This is a genomic window from Sorangium sp. So ce836 (assembly GCF_028553905.1).
GTDB lineage: Bacteria > Myxococcota_A > Polyangia > Polyangiales > Polyangiaceae > Sorangium > Sorangium cellulosum_D.
In genome coordinates, this window is the sequence record NZ_CP102233.1 from 567,955 (window position 1) to 584,517 (window position 16,563).

The window sequence follows — 16,563 nt, forward strand, 5'->3', positions numbered from 1 at the left end:
GAACACGGTCCGGTGTTCGCGCGGCACCACGGAGCGTAGCCGATGGCTCAGTGGGATCAACAACAGGCTGCAAAAGTCTCCTCGAATTTCATATCTCAAGGCTCGACGGGGCTCGTTCAAGTAAGGACGCCCCTCGCCTCTCGGCTCGGATCTGCACCAATAGCCGCCCAAGAAGGGCATGCAGGCGACGGGCGCTGCGCGCCGGCGGCTGCATGCCCGAGGCATTGGACAGCATCACGGAGATGGTGAATGACGACGCTCGACGCGATGCCCGGGGTGCTCGCCGCGGCTGTGGTCGAAGCTGCGCTCGAGCTCGTCGGCGCGCAGGAGAACGGCCCGCCCTCGAGGCTTCGCGCGGATGACGCTCTCCTCGCGAGCGCACGCGTGAAGGCTGCCATCGCAGAGGTCCCCGGTGCACCCGATGCGGAAGGGTGGAAGCAGGTCATCACCCGACTGGCCGTCTTTTTGGCGCGCGGCGTCGTGAAGCGCTGGAGCAACGCATACCCGGACCGCCTGGAGCCGCTGAGGGCCGTCGAGGCCGCTGAGGCATGGGCCGCGTGCCCGTGCGCGCATCACGCGGAGGCTGCCGCCGAGACCGCGCCGGGCGCAGCTCGGCAGGCCATGGCGGCGTGGAGGAGCTCACCAAAGGAGGCCGCCTGGGCAGGGCGTACGGCTGCATGGGCCGCCGATGCGCCCAAGTATGGCTGGCAGACGATCGCTGCCATCGTCGGAGCATGCCGCGCGACAGGCTCAAAGGAGGTGATAGCAATGGCGGAACGCTTCTTCTCGGCCGAGCTACGAAGCCGATGAAACCTGTGAGATCCGCCGAACGAGCCGTCGATGCCGGCGGTCGCTACGCACCCGCGACAGAACGGCAGGACGCTGGGTAAGACGGCAGCTGTGTCAAGGAGCGCCACGCAGGAGAGACGGCACCGCCTGGCACGGGCGAGGGGCGTCGCGCCTGTCACGTGCGCGGAGGTTCGGCCGGGCTGGACGACTTGACGGCCCGGCCCGAGTGCGAGCAAATGCCCGGAGGTGTCCCGCCCCCCGCGTTGAGGAGCCAGCCGTGGTCTGGAGAGTCGAGAAATCCGACGTTCGCGCGGAGCAGGTGGACCACCTGACGAAGGAGGTCCAGGAGGGACGCAGGGTGGTCGTGACCGGCCCGGGTGGGCGCGGGAAGACCGACGTCCTCCTGGACGTGACGAGGCGCCTCGGCGAGCAGGCCGTGCTCGTCAGGGTGCCGTCTGGGCTCGACCAGGTCGAGGCCGTCGTCATCCAGGCGGCGGCAGGCCTGGGGGACGAGGCGCTGCGCGAGGTCGACGCCGCGCTGCGCGATCACGTGGACCGGCTCGAGCCGGCGCTCAACGTGCTTCGCCGGCACATCGGAGGGCGGTTGCTCGTGGTCGACGACATCGACTGCCTGGCGCCGAACCCCGGAGACATGGACCTCGACGGAGTCATCGGGGAACGCCGTGAGGCCCTCGACGCCTGGCTCGGCGAATACGCCTGCCTCTGTTCGAGCGAGGTCAGCTTCGATCGGCTGGGCCTTCGGACCTTGGCGCTCTCGCCGCCCGAGGACCCCCCCCTCCGGCTCGTGAACGACGTCGAGCACGACGTCATGCCCGTCTGGAAGAGCGTCGGAGGGGATCTCGGCCGCTTCCGCCTGGCGATGGCCCTGGCGCAGATCGAACAATGGCCGCCCGACGCTCGGGTCGGTCGTGAGGACCGACTCCTCGAAGCCATCTGGGCGGCCTTGCCCGGCTCGCAGCGCGAGGTCCTCGGGCTCCTTGCGATCCATGGCCGTCCGCTACCAGACGAGGTCTGGCAGGCCCTCCCTTCCCCGCTCTCCCCGTCGGTGATCTCGCAGGTCCGCTCCCTGACCGCGATCGTCGGCAGTGACGGACGCTCCCTCTGGCTCGAGGGGCCGGCGCGGCGCTTCGCAGAGACGCGCCTCTCTCCCGAGGAGCGGGTCCATGCCCACCTCTGCCTCGCCGCCGCGTTCGCCGGCGAGCTCCGGGGCGACGAGCCCAATGCATGGTCGAAGGCCGCGTCCCTCATCGAAGCCGAGCGGCACTACGCCGCCGCTGGGCAGCCCGATCGAGCCCTCCTCTTCGCGCGTTACGGCGTGGCGCTCCTGCTCGACCTCGCCCGCGAGCGCTCCCTCCTCGGCCGCTTCCAGCAAAGCGAATATGGTGCCGCCGCGGCCATCTACGAGAGCATCCTGAAACTGCCCGAGCACCGGATCGGCCCACGGGCGTGGGCCTATGCCAAGCACTACCTCCACTACAACCGCTACAAGGCGAAGCCGGCCCTGGTGGAGCCCGTCTCCAAGACGGAGGCGGGGTATCGCGCCTCCGTCGAGCGGTGGCCCGAAAACGCGCTCTTCTGGTCTCGGCTCGCGCTCACGCAGTTCCTCCAGGGGGAGCGCGGCCGCGCCCTGTCGACCCTGAAGGAGGCGAGGGCGAAGGTGCCGGCGCACAGGCGCAAGGAGTGGTACCTCCGCTGCCGCACCGTGCAGCACCTCCTGCGATTCGAGCCGCCGCACGTCGTCGACGCGCTCCACGTCTGGGAGCACTACGAGGCGAGGGACCACAGCGAGGCCGAGGTCGAGGAGGAGCTCTATGCCGCTCTCTCACGGGGATTCTTCGCCGCCCTGCTGGAGGCGCCGGACGTCCCCGCCGTGCACCTCCATCGCGACATCAAGATCATTATTACCCGTACAAGCAAGGGATTCTCTTGCGCGCTGGAAGAACTCTACGTCTCCGCCCGCGCCGCAACCCCCCTCGCCGCCCTCGCCGCCGCCGTCATGAAGCTGCGCGAGGAGACCGAGCGCTTCCGTCGAGCGCTGACCCATACGCTGGATCCCGCTGCCCGCGCCCAGAAGCAACGCCTCCTTGGCAGCGTCGACATCGTGGCCTCGCGCCTCCTGGGAGAGGTCCCGGAGACTACCTGGATTCTCGGAAAGGTCATCGCCGATCAGGACGGATCGATGCTCGTCCGCGAGGTGGGATCGAGCGCGCGCACCTTCGCGCTCGGCGTTGCAGACGCCCTCGATCCATCGCTCGTGCCCGACACCCATCCCCGCCTCGTCTGTGTCCGCACGGGCGCCGCCGGCGAGCCCGTCGGCCCTGTCGTCGAGCTCGGCAAGCCGCTGGGTCGCGATCCGGAGCGGCTCTGGGCCGAGTGGCGCAAGCGCCTCGGCGAGGCCGAGCCTTCCCATGAGTAGCGCGCTCGGCGTCTACTTCCTGGACGTCGGGCAGGGCGACTGCTCGTTCGTCGTGCCCCCGGGCGGCGGCAGCGCTGTCCTCTTCGACTGCAACGACGCCCACGTCGCGGATCGCTTCGTCGTCGATCACGGCATCACCCACCTCTCCGCAGCCGTTGTCTCCCACCTCGACGTCGACCACATCCGCGGCGTCCTCCCCTTCCTGGAGGGGTTTTTGGCCCGCGGGGGCAAGGTCGACGAGCTCTACATCGGCATGGACGGCGACCCGAATGAACGAACGATGAGGGAGGCGTGCACGGCCCTCCTCGACAAGGCGTTCGCGTGGGAGAGAGACGATAAGCTCGTGCTCTGCTCGCCCACCCGCGAATCGAAGCCCAAGGTCGTGTGCAGCGGCGCCGGCTGGAGCGTGGACGTGGTGCTCCCGTACTATGGGAAGCAGCTCAAGGCGATCGTCGACGGCGAGCAGCCCAACGAGTGTTCCGCCGTCCTGCGCGCGACCTGCGGAGGGATCGCGGTCCTCATCGGCGGCGACGCGCCGCTCTCGTCCTGGTCCCGCCTAGACGATGGGCTGGTGAAGGCCAGAGTCGTCCGCGCGCCCCACCACGGCGGCGAGATCCGCAGCGGAGATGACGACTTCCGCGACCTGTACGAGCGCGTGGAGGCCGAGCTCTCCGTCTTCTCGGTGGGGACGAACAACCGCTGGGGCCATCCCTTCGAGGACCACGTCCACGCAGCGCATCGCGCTGGATCGTGCCGCGTCCTCTGCACCCAGCTCACGCCGAGATGCCACGAGCGGCCTGAAGAGCGCCTGACGCAAGGCCTGGCGCGCACGGGAGAGGTGACCTACGCGTACCGTCATCACGTGAAGCGCTCTGCGGACACGGTCGAGGTGCCCTGCGCTGGCTCGATCGCGTTGACCCTCGACGGTGCCGGAGGCTACTCCGTCGCGCCGGCCCGCTACGGCTGGCACGACGCCTTCGTCGCCAAGCTGGACCAGCCCATGTGCCTGTAAGACCCCGGCGTCGCGCTGCACGGCTCTCTCGGCGCTGATCTTGAGGACTACCCTGCCGGGCAGATACGAAGGAATGGGACGAGTGCCTCTATGGCGCCTCGTTCCCGGAGGATGCGCGCATCGGGTCCGTCGAAGAGCCCCCGCCAGGAGGGCCGAAGCCGTCCGGACGCCCCTGCCCGGGGCGCGCGGCACGCCGTGAACCCATCCGGGGGAGCCGGCTCGTCCACGCCGGACATGGATGGCACCCGTCTCCCGGTGGACGTGCCTCCACAAAAACATGGGTCGCACCCATCTCCGCGATGGACGTGCCTCCACAAAAACATGGGTCGCACCCGTCTTCCGGTGGACGTGCCTCCACAAAAACATGGGTGGCACCCATCTCCGCGCTGGAGATGCCCCCCTCCGCCGCCCCCCGCGATCCTCCGCCAGCCCCTCGCGCCCCCTCTCGCCGGCGCCCCGGGCCCAGCCTCCCGACGCGACGCGCCCCAGGGCGAGCCGGTTGCCGGCCGAAGGCGGCGCCGCTGCCGCGGACCCGGCGAGCGGGCGAGCTCGCTCACGGTCGCTACCTCGCCCGCCGCCCTCCGCTATACTCGCCGCGTCATGCTGTGCGCTGCCGCGGCGGGGCCACCCCTCCGCCCCTTCATGGTCCGCCGTGCCCCGGGGCCGGCATGAACGACGTCGACCTTCGCTGGATGGATCGCTGCCTGGAGCTCGCGGGGCGCGCCGCCGGGCGCACCGCGCCGAACCCGATGGTCGGCTCGGTCATCGTGCGCGGCGGCGAGGTCCTCGCCGAGGGGTTCCACGAGCGAGCCGGGCTGGCCCACGCCGAGGTCGACGCCCTCCGCAAGCTCGCCGGCCGCGCCGACGGCGCCACCCTCTACGTCAACCTCGAGCCGTGCTGCCACCACGGCCGGACTCCGCCCTGCACCGACGCGCTCCTCCGATCCGGCGTCCGGCGCGTCGTGATCGGCATGATCGACCCGAACCCCCTCGTCTCCGGCAAGGGCGCGGCCCTGCTCGAGAGCGCCGGGATCGAGGTCACGATCGGCGTCCGCGAGCCCGCGTGCCGCGAGCTCAACCGCGCCTACATCGCGAGCATGGCGGAGCGCACCGCCGTGGCCGCTCGAGCGACGCCGACGTCCTGACCCCGCGCACCGGCACCGCCGACACCCCCGCAAGCGGCGGCCGCCGCGTACCCCAGGCGTCCAAGACCCGCGTGCCCCCCTGGCGAGCGCGGCGCCGCGACCTCTCTCTCCTCATGAACCTCCCGGCCGTACACGCCGCGGCCAAGCGCCCGGCGAATCTCGCCGCTCGCGCGCCATTCCAGGACGCGACCCGGCGAGATCCCCCACTCGCGCGCCATTTCCAGGCCCCCGCCGCGCGCGGATCCGACTCATAGGCGCGGAGGCGCGCCGCGCACGGCGCTGGCACCACGCTTGTTATGCCATCCGCCCACCCGTGGGCCCGGGTGGCGCAAAGACTGTGTGCGTCCTCACGCCATGGCCGTTGTAGACATCATTTGTAGACGGAAAGGTGGCAGTATGAAGAATGCTATCCCGATCGCGATCGTGTGCCTCGGCGGGCTCGGCTGCGCGGTTACGCCTGCTGGGGGTGAGGGCGAGCAACCGTTGCTCACGTCCCGACAGCGCATCGTCGGAGGCGCCGTGGACACTGCGCACGCCTATGTCGTGGGCGTGGGCAATCGCGGCCGGGCGTACTGCAGCGGGACCGTGATCTCCCGGCGCACCGTGATCACCGCGGGACACTGCTACGGCGGGCTCACGCGGGTCTTCTTCGGCACGAACCTCGGGCGGCGCTCGGCGAGCGTGCAGGTCGAAACGTCGAGGCGCCACCCCGGGTACGACCCGGGCACCCTCCAGAACGATCTCACCCTCCTCAAGCTGGAGAGCGACGCGCCCGTGCAGCCTGCGCCGCTCCTGCGCGAGTCGATGGGAAACAACGGCTGGTACATCGGGCCAGACTACACCTTCGTCGGTTATGGCGTCTCCGACGGGGTCGCCGGGACGGGGTTCGGCATGCGACGCGCCGTGACGTTTCCCATCCTGGCGATCGGCCCTGCCCAGGTCGGCGGGACGCCAGGGACGATCGACGCGACCCAGTTCTATTACCAGGTCCCCGCCATGAACACGTGCGCCGGCGACTCCGGAGGTCCGGCGTTCCTCGTGCGGCGGGGCGTCGAGCGCCACGCCGGCGTGACGTCGTTCGGCGACGACCCCTGCACCCTGGACGGGGTGCAGGCGCGCACCGATTACGACCAGATCTCCCGGTTCATCCAGCCGACGATCGACGAGTTCGAGGCGGACAATCCATGCCGCGCGGACGGCTTCTGCGAGCCGTCCTGCGATGTCGGCCCAAATCTCGTCGACCCGGACTGCGCCGACCGACACTGCGGCGCCGACGGCGTGTGCGCGCTCGCCTGCGTGTCCCCGCCCGACCCGGACTGCGCTTCCGGCGACGATGGGGCGGAGCAGTGATCAGGGCGTGTCCGAGGGGGCCGCCAGGTCGCTGCCGGCGCTCCGCTCGTCGCCGTCGAGGAAGCCGTCCTCGTCGCGATCGACGCCGGTGCGGTAGCCCGAGCCCGGCGGCGTGCACGTGTACGCCAGCGGGCGGCCCGTCGCGACCGCGATCTGGCGGAGCACGGCGTCCGGGATCGGCGGCCGCGCCAGCCGGTCGGCGGCGAGCTTCCCGGCGCCGGTAGAGAGGAAGCCGATCTCCTGCAAGATCACCTGGCTCTTCGCGATGAGGTAGCGATGAGGTAGACGGAGGGAGAGGCGGTCGGCGCCGGAGGGGCGGAGGGGCGACGACGCCCGAGCGGGGCGCCCGGGCGGGGAGCGCTACTTCTTCACCATCACGTACCGGAAGCCGCCGCGCGCGGCGCCCATGTCGAGCGCGGCGGTGCGGCGAAGCTCGATGCCGCGGGGCGCGTTCGCCTTGAGGTCGTCGAGCTGGCCGATCATGGCGACGATCTCCGGCGCGCCGTGCCGCCGCGCGAAGGTCACGAGCGGGCACTCGCGCGCGCCGAAGGCGAGGCGCGCGCCGGCGTCGCCGACCTTGGCGAGGCGGGGGCCGCCCGGCGAGCCCGGGAGCACGCTCTTCATGATCAGGCGCTGCGCGGGCTTCAGCCGGAACACGATATCCATCGCGGCGCCGAGGAGCGGGCTCCGGTTCAGCTGCTTGCGGTAGAACGCGAGCAGCATGTCCTCGGCGAGGCGCAGGGCCGGCCCCCGGTCCACGCCGAGGTCGTGCAGGAGCGCCTGGTAGATCGCGAGCACCGGCGGGCCGAGCTCGAAGAGCTTGCGGCTCATGCTGCTCTGGAACCGAGGTATCGTCGCCTCCAGCGCGAGATACCTCTCCTTGGCGCGCGTGTGGAGCTCCGCCGCGCACTCTTCGCCGAGCTCGCGAGTCGCGACGAATCGGCCTTCGCTGAGGATCTGAGCAAGACGTTCGGACGGCGACGACATGCTCAGAAATTACCATACGCGGCGCCGCGGCGAGAACGATCCTTCGACGTTTTCCCGGCGGAAATGGGCACTCGCGGTGGCCGGCCTGGCCGGCCACTGGGCCCTTGAAATGGCCGGCCAGTCCGGCCAGGGGAGCAGCGGACTGGGCAGGTCAGCCGGACTACGCGTCAGCCGGTCCTCCGGGCCGCCGTGCCAGCTCGGCCAGCACGGCATTGAGCCTGGCGCGATCGGAGGAGTTCTGTCCGGACGCAACATGCGCTGCGGAGTCCAGGGTCTCCGGACTGGGCCTCTCGCGGAACGAGATGGAAACCTTTCGGCAATACGCCGGGACGGCCCCGGGCGCGCCGCACCGGTCGGGCGCGGCCGGCGGGGCAGCGCTACGCGGCCTCAGGTCCCCACAGGCCGGGCACGCGCGTCCCGCACGCGGGGCACGCGCCGCCGGAGAGGAGGACCTCCTGCGTCTCGTAGTTGAACCGCCGCACCACGACCTCGTAACAACCCGGGCAGCGGGTGTGCGAGAGCTCGCGCACGCGGTCGGCCACGTTGCTTACATAGACGTACCGCATGCCGCGCGCGTACGCGACGCCGGCCACGTCCACGAGGAACGCCGGGTCGGTCGTCAGGCGATCGCGCATCTTGTAACGCGGGTAAAAGGCGTTGAGGTGCCAGGGGATGTCGGGATCGACACGGGCGATCTCGGCGCCGAGGGCGCGGAGGCCGGCCGCCTCGTCGTTGAAGCCCGGGACGACGAGCGTCACGACCTCCACCCAGTAGCCGAGGCGGCGGGCCTCGCCGATCGCCGCGAGCACGGGCTCCACGCGGCCGCCGAGCGTCCGGTACTGGTCGGCGCTCCACCCCTTCAGATCGACGCGGAACACGTCGGTGACCGGGCGCATGTACGCGAGCGCCTCGGGGGTCGTGTTGCCGTCCGAGATCAGCGCCGTGACGAGCCCCCGCCGCCGCGCCTCGGTGAACACCGCGCGCGCCCACTCGGCCGTGATCATCGGCTCGTTGTAGGCGCTCGCGAGCACCCCGCAGCCGGCGGCGACGGCCGTCTCGACGAGATCCGCGGCGCTGATGTCGATCGGCTCGCCGTCGCCCTCGGGCTCGCGCAGCGCCTGCGAGACCTTCCAGTTCTGGCAATAAGGACACCGCAGGTCGCACCCGAACATCCCGAAGGTGAGCGACCGCGCGCCGGGGCGCACGTGGAAGATCGTGTTCGTCTCGACCGATCGCACGTAGTGGCGAGCGACGTAGCCGAACGGGACGCGGAGCTCGCCGTCCTTCTCGAAGCGGATCCCGCACGCGCCCGCGCGCCCCGGCGCGAGGACGCAGCGATGCGCGCACGCGGTGCACCGGAGATACCCCTCCTCGGGCCCTCGCTCGTAGAGCTCGCCCGGCGCCGTGCGGCGGGCGAGCTTCGCCGTGAGCGGCTCGCCCGGCGCGCCCCCCGCGACGGGCTCGGCGGGGGCGCGCTCGGCCGCGGGCGCCGCGCCGCGCACGAGGTCCTCGGCGCGGACGTGCGGGCGGCAGCCGGGGTCGAGCGGATCGTCCTTCGCTGCTTCCGGGGCGCGCTGGCCGTTCGTCACCATGGGGTGGCGCGCATCCTCGCATCGGCGCCGCGAAAGACAAGGGCCGGTGCCCCGGGCGAGCGGTCAGGCCGGCAGCGCGCCCGCGCCCTCGGCGAGCCTGGCGAGCTCGCCCTCGCCGAGCTCGCGCTCGCCGGCGAACGCGATCCCCACGACGGCGCGCACGCTCGCCGAGGCGTCGCGCACCGGCAGGGCCACCGCGGCCTGCGCCGCGACCGCCCTGGCGCCCGGCCGCACGTCGCCGGACGTGTCCGTCTGCAGGTTGCACGTCTGCACGGGCTGGCCGCGCTCCCAGGCGAGCCCGGCCATGCCCTTGCCGCGCGGGACGCGGCGCGTGACCTCCTGCACCTTCTCGGGGATGTTCACGGCCGCGGCCAGCGCGAGCGCGTCGCCCTCGACGAGGTGCACCGTCCCGGCGATGCCCCCGTTCTCGGCGACGAAGCTCCGCAGCCACGGCTCGAACGACGCTTGGCGCGCATGCATGCCCGCACCCTCGACCGGCGCGGCGCGCGCGTCAACCGCGAGGACCGCAAGGCCGCAAGAGGCGCAACGGACAGAGATGGACTCGTGTTCTTCTCTTCCCCTTGCGTTCCTTGCGTTCCTTGCGTCCCTTGCGTCCCTTGCGCCCTTGCGGTCCTCCTCCCATGAATCGATTTTCTCGCGCGCTCACGCCTCCTCCTTCGCACGCTTCGGCCAGCGCACGAAGAACGTCGCTCCCTCGCCGGGGTGCGACGCGACCCCCACGCTCCCACCGCGGCTCTCCACGATCTTCTTCACGACCGAGAGCCCGATCCCGGTGCCCTCCACCTTGTCGCGCGACTCGAGCGTCTGAAACAGGTCCCAGATGCGACTGTGGTACTCGGGCGCGATGCCGGGCCCGTTGTCCTTGACGGCGAACTCGTAGAAGGCCCCGGCGTCCTTGCAGGTCACCTCGACGCGCGGGTCGCTCCGGCGCGCGTGCTTCAGGGCGTTGCTGATGAGGTTCTGAAACACCTGCTGCAACGGGACGACCTCCGCGACGAGCGTCGGCATCCCGGGGGCGATCTCGATCCGGGCGCCCGCCGGCGGCGAGAGCAGCTCGACGATCTCGGCGAGCAGCTGGCCGGTATCGACGCTGATCAGACCGCCGCGCACGCGCCCCGCCCGCGAGTAGTGGAGGATCCCGTTGATGAGCGCCTCCAGGCGGCGCACCCGCCCGCGCAGGAGCTGAATCTGCTCCTGCGTCTCGTCGTCCATCTTCCCCGCGAGCGACTCCTCGATCCACTCCGACAGGTTCGCGATCCCCCGGAGAGGCGCCTTGAGGTCGTGCGAGGCGACGTAGGCGAACTGATCGAGCTCCTGGTTCGTCTTCGCGAGCGCCGCGATGAGCTCCTCGCGGTGCTGGCTCAGCTGCTCGATGTGGCGCCGCGCGAGCACCTGATCGGTCACCTCGAAGGCGACCACCATGACGCCCGTGACGGCGCCGGACGGGTCGCGGAGCGGCTGCGCGACGTAGTTGAAGAAGGCGTCGCTCGCCACGCCCCCGCGCACGATCGGGATGTTCAGCTCGATGATGTGCAGCGGCTGACCGCTCTTCAGCGCGCGATCCAGGGTCGCGATCACCTCGTGCTCGCCGATCTCCGGGAACACGTCGCGCACGCTCTTGCCGACGATCTCCGTCCGGCCGAGCATCTCGCAGTACGGCGGGTTCGCGACCTCGTAGACGTGCTCGGGGCCGACGAACACCGCGATGGGGACCGGCGCCTGCATGAAGAGGTCGTACAGCTTCTCGCGCTCGCGCTCGGCCGCCGCCCGCAGGCGCGCGATCTGGAGGTGCGTGGCGACCCGGGCGACGAGCTCGCGCGCGGAGAACGGCTTCGCGAGGTAGTCGTCCGCGCCCGCCTCGAGCCCCTCGACCCGCGACTCCTCGCCCGCGCGGGCGGAGAGCATGATGACCGGGATGCTCCTCGTGCGCTCGTCGGCGCGCAGCGCGCGCAGCAGGCCGAACCCGTCGAGGTTCGGCATCATCACGTCGGTGAGCACGAGATCGGGCGGGCATGCGCGCGCCGAATCGAGCGCCGCGACGCCGTCGGCGACCGCCTCGACCGTCCACCGCTCGCGCAGCACGCGCCCGACGTAGTCGCGCATGTCGGCGTTGTCGTCCGCGAGGAGGATCCGCGCCGCCGGGCCCGCCGCGAGCGCGGCGTCCACCGGCGAGGTCAGCCCCGCCGGCGCGAGGGGGGCGACGTCGTTGTCGGGCTCCGCCCCGGGCAGCCAGCGGAGCGCCTCGTGCACGAAGGGCGCCGCGCCCGTCGCCGTCGACACGAGCGTCCGCCGGGCGTTCACGCGGTCCTGCGGGAGGTGCGCGGTCCCGAGGGGGATGGAGATCGTGAAGGACGTGCCCTCGGCGACCTGGCTCGCGACCTGGATCGTCCCGCCGTGCAGGCGGACGAGCTCGTGGACGAGCGCGAGCCCGATCCCGGACCCCTCGTGCGTGCGGGACCGCGCCCCCTGGACGCGATGGAACCGCCTGAACAGGTGCGAGAGCTCGTGATCCGGGATGCCCGTCCCCGTGTCCCTCACGGTGAGGTCGACGCGATCGCCGTGAGCGCGGAGCGAGATCGCGATCGTGCCCTCGAACGTGAACTTGAGCGCGTTCGAGAGGAGGTTGAGCACGATCTTCTCCCACATGTCGTGATCGACATAGACGGGCTCGGGCAGCGGCGGGCAGTCGACCTCGAAGGCGAGGCCCGCCCGCTCCATCGCGGAGCGGAAGGCGCTGGCGAGGTCCGCGGTGAGCGCGGACAGGTCGGTCGGCTCGTAAGACGCCTGGATCCGGCCCGCCTCGATGCGCGAGAAGTCGAGCAGCGCGTTCACCAGCTTGAGGAGGCGGACCGCGTTGCGGTAGGCGGTGTCGAGATCGGCGCCCGACAGGCTCCGCTTCGAGGACGCGAGCGCGTCCTCGAGCGGCCCGAGCATCAGCGTGAGGGGCGTGCGGAACTCGTGGCTCACGTTGCTGAAGAAGGTGGTCTTGGCGCGATCGAGCTCGGCGAGCGCCTCCGCCCGCCGCCGCTCTTCCTCGTACGCCTGCGCGTTGGCGATGCCGGCCGAGATCTGGCCGGCCACGAGGTGGAGGAAGCCGCGGTAGTCGTCGTCGAGGAGGCGGAACGGATTCAACCCGACGATCAAGACCCCCGATCTCCCCGTCTCGCCCGACGGGGAGATCGGGAGCAGGGCGGCCCGCGCCGGGGGCCTCGACCACGCGCCGGTCGGGAGATCCCGGACGTCGGGCGGTATCTCGACGACCCGGCAGGCCTCGTGCTCGCGCAGCGCCTCGGCGATCGGCCAGATCGACCCCTCCGCGAGCGCGATCGTCTCCGGGGCCGCGGCGTGGCCGCGCTCGATCCCCGTGGTCCCGGCGAGCTGCATGCGCTGCTTGTCGGCGTCGACGACGTAGATGAGCGCGAACGGGATATCCTTGGCGTCGGTCGCGAGCGAGCGCGCGCCGTGCGCGCACGCGTCCTCCCACGAGCGCGCGTTCGCGGTCTGCGCCGCGAGGTCGCGGAGGAGCGCCAGCTGCCGCTCCCCGATGATGCGCTGCGTGTCGTCGGTGTTGGCGCAGATGATCCCGCCGGTCCCGCCCTGGTCGTTGGGCACCGGGCTGTAGGAGAACGTGTAATACGTCTCCTCCTGGTAGCCGTGCCGCTCCATGATGAGGAGGAGCGCCTCGTCGTAGGTGCCCTCGTCGCGGCGCATCGCCGACGCGGCGCGCGGCCCGACCTGGCCCCAGATCTCGCGCCAGACCACGGACGCGGGCTGTCCGAGCGCCTCGGGGTGCTTGCCGCCGACGATCGACTTGTAAGCGTCGTTGTAGAGGTTGATGAGCGCGTCGCCCCACCAGACGAACATCGGCTGGCGCGAGGTCAGGATGATGCGCACGCACGTCTTCAGGCTCTGCGGCCACGACGGGACCGGGCCGAGCGGCGTCTTCGACCAGTCGATCGCGCGCATGCGCGCGCCCATCTCTCCTCCGCCGGCGAGCACGGCGTGGGCGTCCGCGCGATCGGGCGGCGGGCCCTCCTGCTTGAGCGACATGGCTCCTTGTAGCGTGCGGGAGGTGGCCGGAGAAGAGCAGAAAGACCGGTGCGCTCCGGGTGAATCGGCGGCCCGGGGCGCGGCGGACGGGGCAGCCGCGCTACCCGTCCTCGCCCTCGGGCGGCGCGTCGAGCACCGCGCGGAGCGCCCGGCGCACGACGTCGGGCGCGTAGCCTTGCCGCGCCAGGAACCCGTAGAGCTTCTGCCGCTGTTCCATCGGATCGAGGCGAGAGAGGGAACGGAGCTTCTTGCGCGCTGCCCGTTCGGCCACGGCGAGCTCATCGGTCCCCTCGTCGGCCATCACCCGCCGGATCGCCGCCTCGGCCACGTCGCGCGCGACGCCCTTGCGGGCCAGGTCCTGCTCGATCCTGCGGCGCGAGCGCGGCTTGCCCACGATGCCGGAGCGCGCCTTCGCCTCGGCGAAGCGCGCGTCGTCGAGGAGCCCGTTCGCCGAGAGCCGCGCGATCGCGGTCGCCACGTGCTCCCGTGGCTCGCCCTTCTCGATCAGGCGCTTCTCCAGCTCCCTGGCCGACCGCGCCCGGAACGACAGGAGCCGCAGCGCCCGCTCGTAGGTCTTCTGTTCGCCCTCGGCGGCCCTCCGGGGCGGCTCCGCCCCGGCGGCGGGGCTGTCCTGCCCGGGCGCGAGGCCCGCGGCGCTCGCCTCGGGGACCGTGGCGAAGGCGACCCCGTCGACAAGGATGACGACGTGGCCTGGCTTGTCCGGCGAGGGGACGATCCCCGTGATGATCGGCATGCGCGGGAGCACGATGGCGCAGCCCACGCGGGCTGCAAGCGCGCTTCGACCCGGCGCCCGGCGGGCCCGGCGACCGGCAGGCCCGGCGACCGCCGCGGCCAGGCGCCCGCTGGCTCGTCGCTCGGCGGTCGGCTCAGGGATCGAGCACGAGCACGCCGAACGCCTCGGGGACATGGAAGTTCGGCTTGCTCGTGCGGGGCGGGCTCCACGCGAGGTAGCGCCTCGGCTCCTTGCCTTCCATCCGGTAAAGATTCATGGGCAGCCGCGCGTTCGGGGCGAGCGCCTTCACGATCTCCGGCGCCGCGAGCAGCGCCTCGATGACGGCCGTGCGCTCCTCCGCGCTCTGGCGCGCCGCGATCGTCGCGCCGCTCGACCACGCCGTGTCCTCCAGGCGCGCGCCGCGGTCGACGGCGATATCGAAGAAGTGGCCGAACGGCCCGATCTCCACCTCGAAGTACCGCTTCGGCGCGCCCGGATCGGGCGTCAGGAACAGCTCGATACAGTCTTCCCTGTAAAGCCCCTTCCGCTCCTCGCCGACCGGCTTCGATCGATCCGTGTCGAGCCCCGCGTTCGAGAGCTCGAAGAGGGCGTGGAGCCCCGCCTCGGACCAGAGGAAGCGCGCCCGCGTGGGGAACCCGGTGCGCTCGCCGGCGTAATCGGTGTCCCACGCGACGGCCGTCGCGCGGCCCCAGGCAGGGTCGTCCGCCTTCCCGTCGAGCACGACCCGCGCTCCGGGCGGGAGCCGAGCCGCGCGCGCCTCCGGCTTCGCCGGGCCCGCGGCCGTCCCGCCGTCTGGCGCGCCCCCGGGCGCCGCCTGCGGGGGCGGCGGCGCGGGCTCTGACCCCCTGGCGGGCCCGCCGCCCGGCAAAGGCGCCTGCCCGGGCTCCCAGTCGAGCCGGAAGGGCGCCATCGCCTTGTAGTGGACCGGCCTCGGGGCCTTCAGGAGGTCGGCGCCGTCTCCCGTGATCTCGGTCGCCTTGAGATCGATCCCGAAGCGCTTCGCCGCCGCGTCGATGAGCGGCGATGTCCGGTGGCCGCCGAGCTCGCGCGCGAGCGCCGGGCTGTTCCACACGCCGAGGAGCTCGGCCACCACCCGGTCGACCCGCACCGGGTTCGTGCCGCCGACCGCCACCATCTCGGCGGTGGGGCGCAGGAGCTGGAAGCCGTCGCCGCCCATCGCCGGCGCGCCGTCGCCGAGCACGGCGTCCGGCGTCGAGATCTCGAGCACGTCGACCAGCCGCTCGGCGAAGACGCGGAGCGACGACAGGTAGAGCGCGCGGTCCTCCTGGCCGGCGGCCTTCGCGTCCAGGTACGGCTTGAGCTCGCGGTGCATTCGCCACTTCTGCTTGTAGGCCGGCGCGCTGTCCGACAGCATGACCGTGCCCTGCATGCCCTTGATGCCGGCCGAGATGACCGAATACCGGTGCATCTTGAGCCGGGGGAGCGACAGGAACAGCCCGCGATCGAGGTGCTCGGCCAGCACCTTGGGCATGAGCAGCGTCGGGACGTGGCTCGCCTCGATGCCGCGGATGGCGAGGGGCTTTCCGGGCCTGTCGCCGGCGACGTCGAAGACCCCGTCGTCGTCCATGGCGACGAGCGCGGCGCCCTCCTCCGCGGCCATCGCCTCATAGCCGGTCCGCTGGACGAGATCCTTCCAGAACTTGTGCGAGTGGCCGCATCCCTCGGCGATCGTGATCTTCGTGTGCCCGCGCGCCTTGAGGCACTGGACGACGCCGCGGACGAACTCCGGCTGGGTGATGCGGCCGGTCACGCCGTCGTCGCCCTTCGATTTCGCCGGGTCCTTCACGCTGTCGAACCCGCAGAGGTTCGGCTTGAGGAGCACGGGGGTCGCCGCGGGGCGGCGGGGCACGACCGCCTCGCAGATGCGCTTGCCGAGCTCCAGGGGACCCTCGCCGCGGAGCACGGTGACGGGCGAGCCGTCGGCCTTGAGGCGCTCGACGTGCCGCTTCCGGAGGGCGGCGCCGTCGATGCTGTCCGACGCGATCACCGAGGGGCCGGCGTCGTACCGCTGCGAGGCGCCCGCGACGACGTCGCTCGACGCGGCGGGCACGGCCGTGGGCACGGCGGGGTGCGCGGAGGCGGCGGCGAACGAGGAGGCGCTCGCCGGCGGCGCGGGCGCGGCGACCGAGGCCGGCGGCGCCGCGTCGGGCGCCGGCTGCGCGGCGGCGGGCCCGCCGTCGCCGGGGCCGCCGGCCGGCTGGGGCTGTCGGTCGTCGCAGCCCGAAAGCAGGGCGAGCAGCGCCGGGAGCGCCGCGATCGCGCAGGAAGAGCGCCGCGCTCGGCGGCCGTGGATCGTCGGTGTCCGGTTCATCCTCGCGAGCACGATGGAGCGAAACGGCGCCCGGGTGAAGGCAGAATGTCGAGGGGCTCGCGCCTTGCCGCGCTGTCGCCGGATGCGTGTCTGG

General features: G+C 72.0%; 12 protein-coding genes. 5 read left to right on the plus strand and 7 right to left on the minus strand.

The window, feature by feature from the left end; genetic code table 11:
* The first annotated feature begins 249 nt into the window (after positions 1 to 249).
* From NQZ70_RS02155 to NQZ70_RS02175, 5 genes are all read left to right on the plus strand, one after another.
* Positions 250 to 810: a hypothetical protein gene (locus tag NQZ70_RS02155; protein WP_129572738.1), complete on the plus strand. Its 561-nt coding sequence runs from the start codon at positions 250 to 252 to the stop codon at positions 808 to 810.
* A 256-nt stretch (positions 811 to 1,066) separates the two neighbouring features.
* Positions 1,067 to 3,226: a hypothetical protein gene (locus NQZ70_RS02160; RefSeq protein WP_129572739.1), complete on the plus strand. Its 2,160-nt coding sequence runs from the start codon at positions 1,067 to 1,069 to the stop codon at positions 3,224 to 3,226.
* Positions 3,219 to 4,238 (plus strand): ComEC/Rec2 family competence protein, encoded by a 1,020-nt coding sequence (locus tag NQZ70_RS02165; RefSeq protein WP_129572740.1) that lies wholly within the window; start codon positions 3,219 to 3,221, stop codon positions 4,236 to 4,238. The genes NQZ70_RS02160 and NQZ70_RS02165 overlap by 8 nt, the downstream gene beginning before the upstream one ends.
* Positions 4,239 to 4,906: 668 nt before the next feature.
* Entirely contained in the window at positions 4,907 to 5,383 is a 477-nt protein-coding gene (gene ribD / locus NQZ70_RS02170; RefSeq protein WP_237244931.1) for a bifunctional diaminohydroxyphosphoribosylaminopyrimidine deaminase/5-amino-6-(5-phosphoribosylamino)uracil reductase RibD, read from the plus strand.
* Positions 5,384 to 5,779: 396 nt separating this feature from the next.
* Positions 5,780 to 6,733 carry a trypsin-like serine protease gene (locus NQZ70_RS02175; RefSeq protein ID WP_237244932.1) on the plus strand — a complete coding sequence of 318 codons (954 nt, stop codon included), beginning with the start codon at positions 5,780 to 5,782 and terminating at the stop codon, positions 6,731 to 6,733.
* On the opposite strand, the gene NQZ70_RS02180 is transcribed toward NQZ70_RS02175, so the two are convergent.
* The 7 genes from NQZ70_RS02180 to NQZ70_RS02210 all read right to left on the minus strand — a co-directional run bounded on the left by NQZ70_RS02180 (position 6,734) and on the right by NQZ70_RS02210 (position 16,469).
* Positions 6,734 to 6,985 (minus strand): hypothetical protein, encoded by a 252-nt coding sequence (locus tag NQZ70_RS02180; protein ID WP_129572741.1) that lies wholly within the window; start codon positions 6,983 to 6,985, stop codon positions 6,734 to 6,736. It lies immediately after the preceding gene.
* 108 nt (positions 6,986 to 7,093) lie between these two features.
* Positions 7,094 to 7,720 carry a hypothetical protein gene (locus tag NQZ70_RS02185; RefSeq protein WP_165373756.1) on the minus strand — a complete coding sequence of 209 codons (627 nt, stop codon included), beginning with the start codon at positions 7,718 to 7,720 and terminating at the stop codon, positions 7,094 to 7,096.
* A gap of 377 nt (positions 7,721 to 8,097) precedes the next feature.
* Positions 8,098 to 9,312: a radical SAM protein gene (locus NQZ70_RS02190; RefSeq protein ID WP_272827628.1), complete on the minus strand. Its 1,215-nt coding sequence runs from the start codon at positions 9,310 to 9,312 to the stop codon at positions 8,098 to 8,100.
* 63 nt (positions 9,313 to 9,375) lie between these two features.
* A complete protein-coding gene (locus tag NQZ70_RS02195; RefSeq protein ID WP_129572743.1) occupies positions 9,376 to 9,792 on the minus strand; it encodes a GAF domain-containing protein in 417 nt (138 codons plus the stop codon).
* Between the two features lie 183 nt (positions 9,793 to 9,975).
* On the minus strand, positions 9,976 to 13,383 hold the full coding sequence (locus NQZ70_RS02200; protein ID WP_129572744.1) for an ATP-binding protein: 3,408 nt from the start codon (positions 13,381 to 13,383) through the stop codon (positions 9,976 to 9,978).
* Between the two features lie 100 nt (positions 13,384 to 13,483).
* Complete coding sequence (locus tag NQZ70_RS02205) at positions 13,484 to 14,164, minus strand: regulatory protein RecX (protein ID WP_237244934.1); 681 nt, start codon at positions 14,162 to 14,164, stop codon at positions 13,484 to 13,486.
* A gap of 106 nt (positions 14,165 to 14,270) precedes the next feature.
* Positions 14,271 to 16,469, minus strand: a complete 2,199-nt coding sequence (locus tag NQZ70_RS02210) for a DUF362 domain-containing protein (RefSeq protein WP_129572745.1) — start codon at positions 16,467 to 16,469, stop codon at positions 14,271 to 14,273.
* Between the last annotated feature and the right edge of the window lie 94 nt (positions 16,470 to 16,563).